Source organism: Pseudorhodobacter sp. (genome assembly GCF_030452865.1).
GTDB lineage: Bacteria > Pseudomonadota > Alphaproteobacteria > Rhodobacterales > Rhodobacteraceae > Pseudorhodobacter.
On record NZ_JAKDLJ010000187.1, the window covers coordinates 1 to 6,738 of the forward strand.

Genomic DNA, 6,738 nt, shown 5'->3' on the forward strand with positions numbered 1-6,738 from the left:
TCGGCTTTCGGCTATGTCCATCCGCCGATTGTCGAGAAGTTTGAACTGGCAACCGCGTCGATCTTCGACGCCGGGGTGTTCCTGACCGTGGTAGGGGCGGTGATGCTGGCCCTCGCCTCCATCAGCCGCATCGCAATTCGTGCCGGGGAAACGGTGAACGTGGAGCCGTTTGATATTCAACCCGGCGAAGAACCGGACGTGAAAGGGGCGCATTGACATGGAGATTCTTGTCGCCTCTGCCGTGGGCGTGATGACCGCATGCGGGATTTATCTGGTGCTGCGCAGACGTACCTTTCCGGTGATCGTCGGGCTGGCGATGCTGTCCTATGCCGTCAACGTGTTCATCTTTGCTTCCGGTCGTCTGGCAATCGGATTGCCGCCGATCCTGACGGATCAGGCCCGAGGCTACACTGATCCGCTGACACAGGCGCTCGTGCTGACTGCTATCGTCATCAGTTTCGGTATGACCGCGCTGATTGTGATGATGGCGCTGGGGGCGTTTCTTGAAACCGGCGATGATAACATCGGCATGGAAGCGGATGCCAAGGAATCCACGCAAAAACCGGGGACAGCGGAATGAATCACTGGATCATCGCGCCGGTCATTCTGCCCGCCTTGCTTGCTCCGTTCATCGTGTTGGTGATGCGGCACGATCTGCGCTTGCAGCGTATTTTTTCAACGGGTGGAACCGTCGCCCTGCTCGCGATTTCGATGGTGCTGCTCTATACGGCCGCGCATAACCCGCCTCAGGTCTATTTCCTGGGCGACTGGCCGGCGCCCTTTGGTATCGTCCTTATGCTCGACCGGTTGTCAGCGATGATGGTGGCGCTGACGGCGCTGCTGGCGCTGGCGGTGCAGCTTTATGCCATCGGGTCGAACTGGGACGCGCGCGGCAATCATTTTCACGCTTTGTTTCAGTTTCAGTTAATGGGCCTGTGTGGTGCCTTTCTGACTGGCGACGCGTTTAACCTTTTCGTGTTTTTCGAGGTGCTGTTGATCGCAAGCTACGGCCTGATGATCCACGGCGGTGGTGCTGCGCGGTTGAAAGCGGGCGTGCAATATGTCGCCTACAACCTTGTCGGCTCCACCCTGTTTCTGTTCGCCTTGGCGACGATCTATTCCGTTACCGGCACGCTGAACATGGCCGACCTTGCGGTGAAGGTGGCGGAGCTTCCACCGGGCGATGCCGCACTGGTCCGCACGGGCGCGGTGCTGCTGCTGCTGGTCTTCGCGATCAAGGGCGCTTTGGTGCCGCTGCAATTCTGGTTGCCTGCGACCTACAGCTTTGCCCCCGGCCCGGTTGCGGCGCTGTTTGCGGTGATGACCAAGGTTGGTGCCTATGCCACGATCAGGGTCTTTACGCTGATCTTTCCGCCAACCACCGCCGCGACCGGCACGCTATTTGCCGATCTTTTGCTGCCAGCCGCACTCATCACGCTTGTCATCGGGTCGGTGGGCGTGGTCGGGGCTACCGGATTGGCGCGGCAGGTGACATTCGCGGTCATCGGTTCCATGGGGACGCTGTTCATCGCGATTTCGCAATTCACTGTGCCTGCATTGGCGGCGGGTCTGTACTACCTGATCCATTCGACACTGACCGGCGCGGTTCTGTTCCTGATCGCCGATCTGGTGCTGAAGCGGCGTGGAACCGACAATCTGAACGAGTTGCGGCCACCAATGGCGCAGCATGGGCTGCTGGCCGCGCTGTTCTTCGCCGGGGCAATCGCGATGGCGGGCATGCCGCCGCTTTCCGGCTTCATCGGCAAGCTCTTGATCATGGACGCCACACGCGGGGCCGATATTGTGCTGATCTGGTCAACCATTCTTGTCACCTCATTGGCCCTGGTGATCGGCTTTTCCCGTTCGGGAAGTGCGGTGTTCTGGAAATCCCATGCCACAACCGCCAAAAAGCTGCGCGCGGCACCCAAGCCCGAACCGCTCGCCTTTGTCATCGTCTTTGCGCTGCTGACCGGGCTGGCGCTGCTGACCATTCTGGCTGGCCCGGTGATGGATTGGCTGACCGCGACCAGCGCGGAACTTTTTGACCGCACGGCCTATATTCATGCCGTGTTCCCCCCGGCAAAGGAGTAGACGCATGTTGCACAGGGTTTTCCCCCATCCATTGCTGACGCTGACGCTGGTTGCGGTCTGGATGATGCTGGTGAACCAGATCACCCTCGGGTCGCTGCTGTTTGCGGCGATCCTTGGCACCATCATCCCGATCTTCACCGCGCCCTATTGGCCCGACCGCCCGTTGATCCGCGCCCCGATCGGAATGGCAGTTTATGTCGCGCTGGTGATGTATGACATCGTCAAATCGAACTTCATCGTAGCGGGGATCGTGTTGTTCAAACCCAATTCGCAGCTGCGCCCGGCTTGGGTGACAGTTCCGCTCGATCTCATCAAACCCGAGGCGATCACCATGCTTGCGGGCACGATCACCATGACCCCCGGCACCCTGACTGCCGATATGTCAGGTGATGGCAAGGCGCTGCTGATCCATTGCCTGCATGCACCGAACCCCGATGAGGTTCGGGATGAGATCAAGACCCGCTATGAGGCCCGTTTGAAAGGATATTCGAATGATCCAATATGCCCTGAATTTTGCGTTCGGCTGCTTCGGCTTCGCGCTTTTGTTCAATCTCTGGCGCATTTTCCGCGCGCCCGGCGTTATCACCCGCGTTTTGGCGCTGGATACGATGGTGATCAATGTCATCGCGATTCTGGTGCTGTACGGCATCAGCACCCATAGCGGCGTTTACTTTGAAGCGGCACTGCTGTTTGCCATGACCGGTTTCGTTTCCACCGTCGCCTATTGCAAGTTCGTCTTGCGCGGCGACATCATCGAATAGGGGGCAACCATGGAAACTTTCGCAGAAATCCTGATTTCGGTGATGCTGGTGGGTGCCGGTCTTTTCGGGCTGATCGGCAGCTACGGCTTGCTGAAACTGCCGAGCACGATGACGCGGCTGCACGCGCCGACCAAAGCCACCACACTCGGCGTCGGTGGCGTACTGATCGCGTCGATGCTGTATTTCCTGCTGTTGCAGGGGAGGCTCAGTTTTCACGAATTGCTGATCACGGTGTTTCTGTTGCTGACGGCACCGATCACCGCAAATTTCATCGCCAAGGCGCATCTGCATCGCTACGGCGAGGAGGACGACCTTCCCGACACAGGAACGACGCGCGACTGGGCAACCTTTGAGGAACAGGAGACAGATATGGAGGCGCTGATGATCCGCCCCGCACCCGGAACCGTGATGACAAAACCTGACCATTGACGCAGGCGGAACCCTTGCCACAGACCGCACCGCATGGCACCCTTTCGCATCCCGATCAAGCGGAGCCTTGCTGTGCAAACCGATACCGCCCGCCACACCGCGACAAAAACCGACAATCTGCCGCAACTTGCCCATGCCCGCAATCACGCGATGCCGCTGGATTTGGACTGGGTTGCCTCAGTGCAGGCAAACACCTCCGCCATTGAGCGCCGCGCCGCCACTTTGCCGGGGCGGCGCACCGTCAAAAAGGACTATCAGGCAGCATGGCTGTGCAAGGCGATTGCCTGCATCGACCTGACCACGCTTTCCGGGGATGACACGGCGGGCCGCGTACAGCGCCTGTGCATCAAGGCACGCCAACCGGTGCGGCCAGATATTCTGGCCGCCTTGGGGATGGAAGGGCTGACCACCGGCGCGGTTTGCGTTTATCACGACATGGTGGAAGTCGCGGTGCGGGCGCTCGAAGGGTCGGGCATCCCGGTTGCCGCGGTCTCTACCGGGTTTCCCGCTGGCCTCTCGCCTTTGCACCTGCGCATAGCCGAGATTCGCGAAAGCGTGGCGGCCGGCGCGCGCGAGATTGATATCGTGATTTCCCGCCGCCATGTGCTGACCCAAAACTGGCAGGCACTGTACGATGAAGTCGCCGAAATGCGCGCGGCCTGTGGTGAGGCGCATATGAAAGCGATCCTTGCGACGGGGGAGCTTGGCACCCTGCGCAATGTCGCCCGCGCCAGTCTGGTTGCGATGATGGCCGGGGCCGATTTCATCAAAACCTCCACCGGAAAAGAGCCCGTGAACGCGACCCTGCCCGTCACCCTGACCATGGTGCGCGCAATACGCGATTATCAGGAGCGGACGGGGATCAAGGTTGGCTACAAGCCTGCGGGTGGGATTTCCAAGGCCAAGGACGCGCTGGTTTATCTTGCCCTGATGAAGGATGAATTGGGCGCGCCGTGGCTGCAACCCGATCTGTTCCGCTTTGGCGCATCCTCCCTTCTGGGGGATATTGAGCGCCAGTTGGAACATCATATCACCGGTGCTTATTCCGCCGCCAATCGCCATGCAATCGGGTGAAACCATGACCATCAAAGAGATTTTCAACGATATGTCCTATGGCCCCGCCCCGGAATCCAGCGATGAGGCGTTTGCCTGGATCAATCGCCATGACGGGCGCTTTGGCCATTGGATTGATGGTGCGTTCACCGAAGCGGGGGAGGTGTTTGACACCCGCTTTCCCGCCTCCGGTCAGGTCTTGGCGCATGTAACGCAAGGCAGCGTCGCTGATATTGACGCGGCTGTCAGCGCAGCCCGCAAGGCACAGCCGAAATGGGCGCGGCTGTCGGGGCATAAACGCGCGCAGTACCTTTATGCGCTGGCGCGGTTGGTGCAGAAGCATTCACGCTTGCTGGCCGTTCTGGAAACGCTCGACAACGGCAAGCCGATCCGCGAAAGCCGTGATATTGATGTGCCTCTGGTCGCGCGGCATTTCTACTATCACGCTGGCCTGGCGCAGCTTTTGCACAGTGAACAACCGGGGATGGAGCCGCTTGGTGTTTGCGGCGCGGTGATTCCATGGAATTTCCCGCTTCTGATGCTGGCATGGAAGGTCGCGCCGGCATTGGCGGCGGGCAATACCGTGGTGCTGAAACCCGCAGAATATACCCCGCTGACCGCCCTTTTGTTCGCCGAAATCAGCCGGGAGGCGGGGCTGCCCCCCGGTGTGCTGAATGTGGTGACAGGCGATGGCCGCACCGGGGCGGCACTCGTGGACCACAAGGATGTCAACAAGATCGCGTTCACCGGCTCCACCCCTGTTGGTCGCAAAATTCGCGAGGCGACGGCGGGGAGCGGCAAGGCGCTGACGTTGGAACTGGGCGGAAAGTCGCCCTATCTCGTGTTCGCTGACGCCGATCTGGATTCAGCGGTCGAAGGCCTGGTTGATGCGATCTGGTTCAATGGCGGGCAGGTTTGCTGCGCGGGATCGCGTTTGCTGGTTCAAGAAGGTGTGGCGGAGCGTTTTCACGCCAAACTGCGCGCTCGAATGGACGGATTGCGCCTGGGCGATCCGTTGGACAAATGCGTTGACCTTGGTGCGATTGTCGATGACCGGCAATTGGCGCGAATCACGGCGATGGTCGACGCCTCGGATGGTGAGAAATACCGCGCCGCTTGTGCCGTGCCTGCTGGGTGTTTCTATCCGCCAACTTTGATCACTGGCCTTGGCTCTGCAAGTCCTTTGATGCAAGAGGAAATCTTTGGCCCCGTACTGGTGTCGATGACGTTCCGCACACCCTCGGAAGCGGTGGAATTGGCCAATAACACCCGCTACGGCTTGGCAGCGAGCATCTGGACCGAAAATATCAATCTCGCGCTGGATATGGCGCCGAAGGTCAAGGCCGGGGTTATCTGGATCAACGGCGCCAATATGCTCGACGCGGCTGCCGGGTTTGGCGGCATGCGTGAAAGTGGTTTTGGCCGTGAAGGCGGTTGGGAAGGGTTGCTGGCTTATCTGCGCCCTAAAATCGCGACGAAACCGCTGAAAGCCGTGCAGGCGGTGGCAGAGCCGAAAGCGGCCGAAGTTACGGGGCTTGACCGCACCGCGAAACTGTACATTGGCGGCAAGCAGGCGCGGCCCGATGGTGGTTACAGTCAGACCATATGGTCCCCCAAGGGCGCGCTGCTGGGCCATGTCGGCAGCGGCAACCGCAAGGATATCCGCAACGCGGTGGAAGCGGCGCATGCCGCGAAAGGCTGGGGCAAAGCCTCGGCCCATTTGCGTGCGCAAATTCTTTTCTACATCGCGGAAAACCTGTCGGCGCGGGCAGAAGAATTTGCCCGCCGCTTGTTTGATATGACCGGTAAACCGGGCGCTGCTGAAGTGGAGGCCAGCATCGCGCGGCTGTTCACCTATGCCGCTTGGGCCGACAAGTTCGACGGTGCCGTGAAGTCGGTGCCGATCCGGGGTGTTGCGCTGGCGATGAATGAACCTTGTGGTGTGATCGGTGCGATTTGTCCGGACGAGGCACCGCTTTTGGGACTGGTCAGCCTGATGGCTCCGGCGATTGCGATGGGCAACACCTGCGTTCTGATCCCGTCGCAAGCCTATCCTTTGGCCGCGACCGATCTCTATCAGGTGCTGGATACGTCCGATCTGCCGGGTGGTGTGGTAAATATCGTCACTGGGTCGCATGCAGAATTATCAAAGCCTTTGGCGAGCCATCTCGATGTGGACGCGCTGTGGTGTTTCTCCTCCTCCGATCTGTCAGGGGTCGTAGAGAAGGCATCAGCAGGCAATCTGAAACGGACATGGGTAAACCATGGCATTGCAACCAATTGGGCCACGGCGGAAGGGCGCGAGTTTCTGCGCGCCGCGACAGAGGTAAAAACCATCTGGGTGCCCTACGGGGAATAAGGCGCAAGCGCCGGGGGGGGGGGTGGGCCCCCCCCTTGGTTTTGG

Annotated in this window: 7 protein-coding genes and 1 pseudogene; all 8 read left to right on the forward strand. The window is 60.1% G+C overall.

What is annotated here, in order from left to right; translation table 11 throughout:
- A partial coding sequence (locus tag L0H65_RS11685; RefSeq protein WP_301459191.1) for a hypothetical protein occupies window positions 1-216 on the forward strand: 216 nt, incomplete at its 5' end.
- Between the two features lies 1 nt (window position 217).
- Window positions 218-580, forward strand: coding sequence for a Na+/H+ antiporter subunit C (locus tag L0H65_RS11690; protein WP_301459193.1), 363 nt, complete (start codon window positions 218-220; stop codon window positions 578-580).
- Window positions 577-2,091 carry a monovalent cation/H+ antiporter subunit D gene (locus tag L0H65_RS11695; RefSeq protein ID WP_301459195.1) on the forward strand — a complete coding sequence of 505 codons (1,515 nt, stop codon included), beginning with the start codon at window positions 577-579 and terminating at the stop codon, window positions 2,089-2,091. The genes L0H65_RS11690 and L0H65_RS11695 overlap by 4 nt, the downstream gene beginning before the upstream one ends.
- A gap of 4 nt (window positions 2,092-2,095) precedes the next feature.
- Window positions 2,096-2,572: pseudogene (locus L0H65_RS11700) on the forward strand (Na+/H+ antiporter subunit E); the annotation flags it as partial.
- A gap of 10 nt (window positions 2,573-2,582) precedes the next feature.
- Window positions 2,583-2,852: a K+/H+ antiporter subunit F gene (locus tag L0H65_RS11705; RefSeq protein WP_301459197.1), complete on the forward strand. Its 270-nt coding sequence runs from the start codon at window positions 2,583-2,585 to the stop codon at window positions 2,850-2,852.
- A 9-nt stretch (window positions 2,853-2,861) separates the two neighbouring features.
- Window positions 2,862-3,281: a Na+/H+ antiporter subunit G gene (locus L0H65_RS11710; protein ID WP_301459198.1), complete on the forward strand. Its 420-nt coding sequence runs from the start codon at window positions 2,862-2,864 to the stop codon at window positions 3,279-3,281.
- Window positions 3,282-3,431: 150 nt separating this feature from the next.
- On the forward strand, window positions 3,432-4,355 hold the full coding sequence (gene deoC / locus L0H65_RS11715) for a deoxyribose-phosphate aldolase (protein WP_301459202.1): 924 nt from the start codon (window positions 3,432-3,434) through the stop codon (window positions 4,353-4,355).
- A gap of 4 nt (window positions 4,356-4,359) precedes the next feature.
- Complete coding sequence (locus tag L0H65_RS11720; RefSeq protein WP_301459200.1) at window positions 4,360-6,693, forward strand: aldehyde dehydrogenase family protein; 2,334 nt, start codon at window positions 4,360-4,362, stop codon at window positions 6,691-6,693.
- Window positions 6,694-6,738: the final 45 nt, after the last annotated feature.

Coding starts and splice junctions, on each gene's coding strand:
- L0H65_RS11690 (WP_301459193.1), top strand. CDS start 218: ATGGAGATTCTTGTCGCCTCTGCCGTGGGCGTGATGACCGCATGCGGG.
- L0H65_RS11695 (WP_301459195.1), top strand. CDS start 577: ATGAATCACTGGATCATCGCGCCGGTCATTCTGCCCGCCTTGCTTGCT.
- L0H65_RS11705 (WP_301459197.1), top strand. CDS start 2,583: ATGATCCAATATGCCCTGAATTTTGCGTTCGGCTGCTTCGGCTTCGCG.
- L0H65_RS11710 (WP_301459198.1), top strand. CDS start 2,862: ATGGAAACTTTCGCAGAAATCCTGATTTCGGTGATGCTGGTGGGTGCC.
- deoC (WP_301459202.1), top strand. CDS start 3,432: ATGCCGCTGGATTTGGACTGGGTTGCCTCAGTGCAGGCAAACACCTCC.
- L0H65_RS11720 (WP_301459200.1), top strand. CDS start 4,360: ATGACCATCAAAGAGATTTTCAACGATATGTCCTATGGCCCCGCCCCG.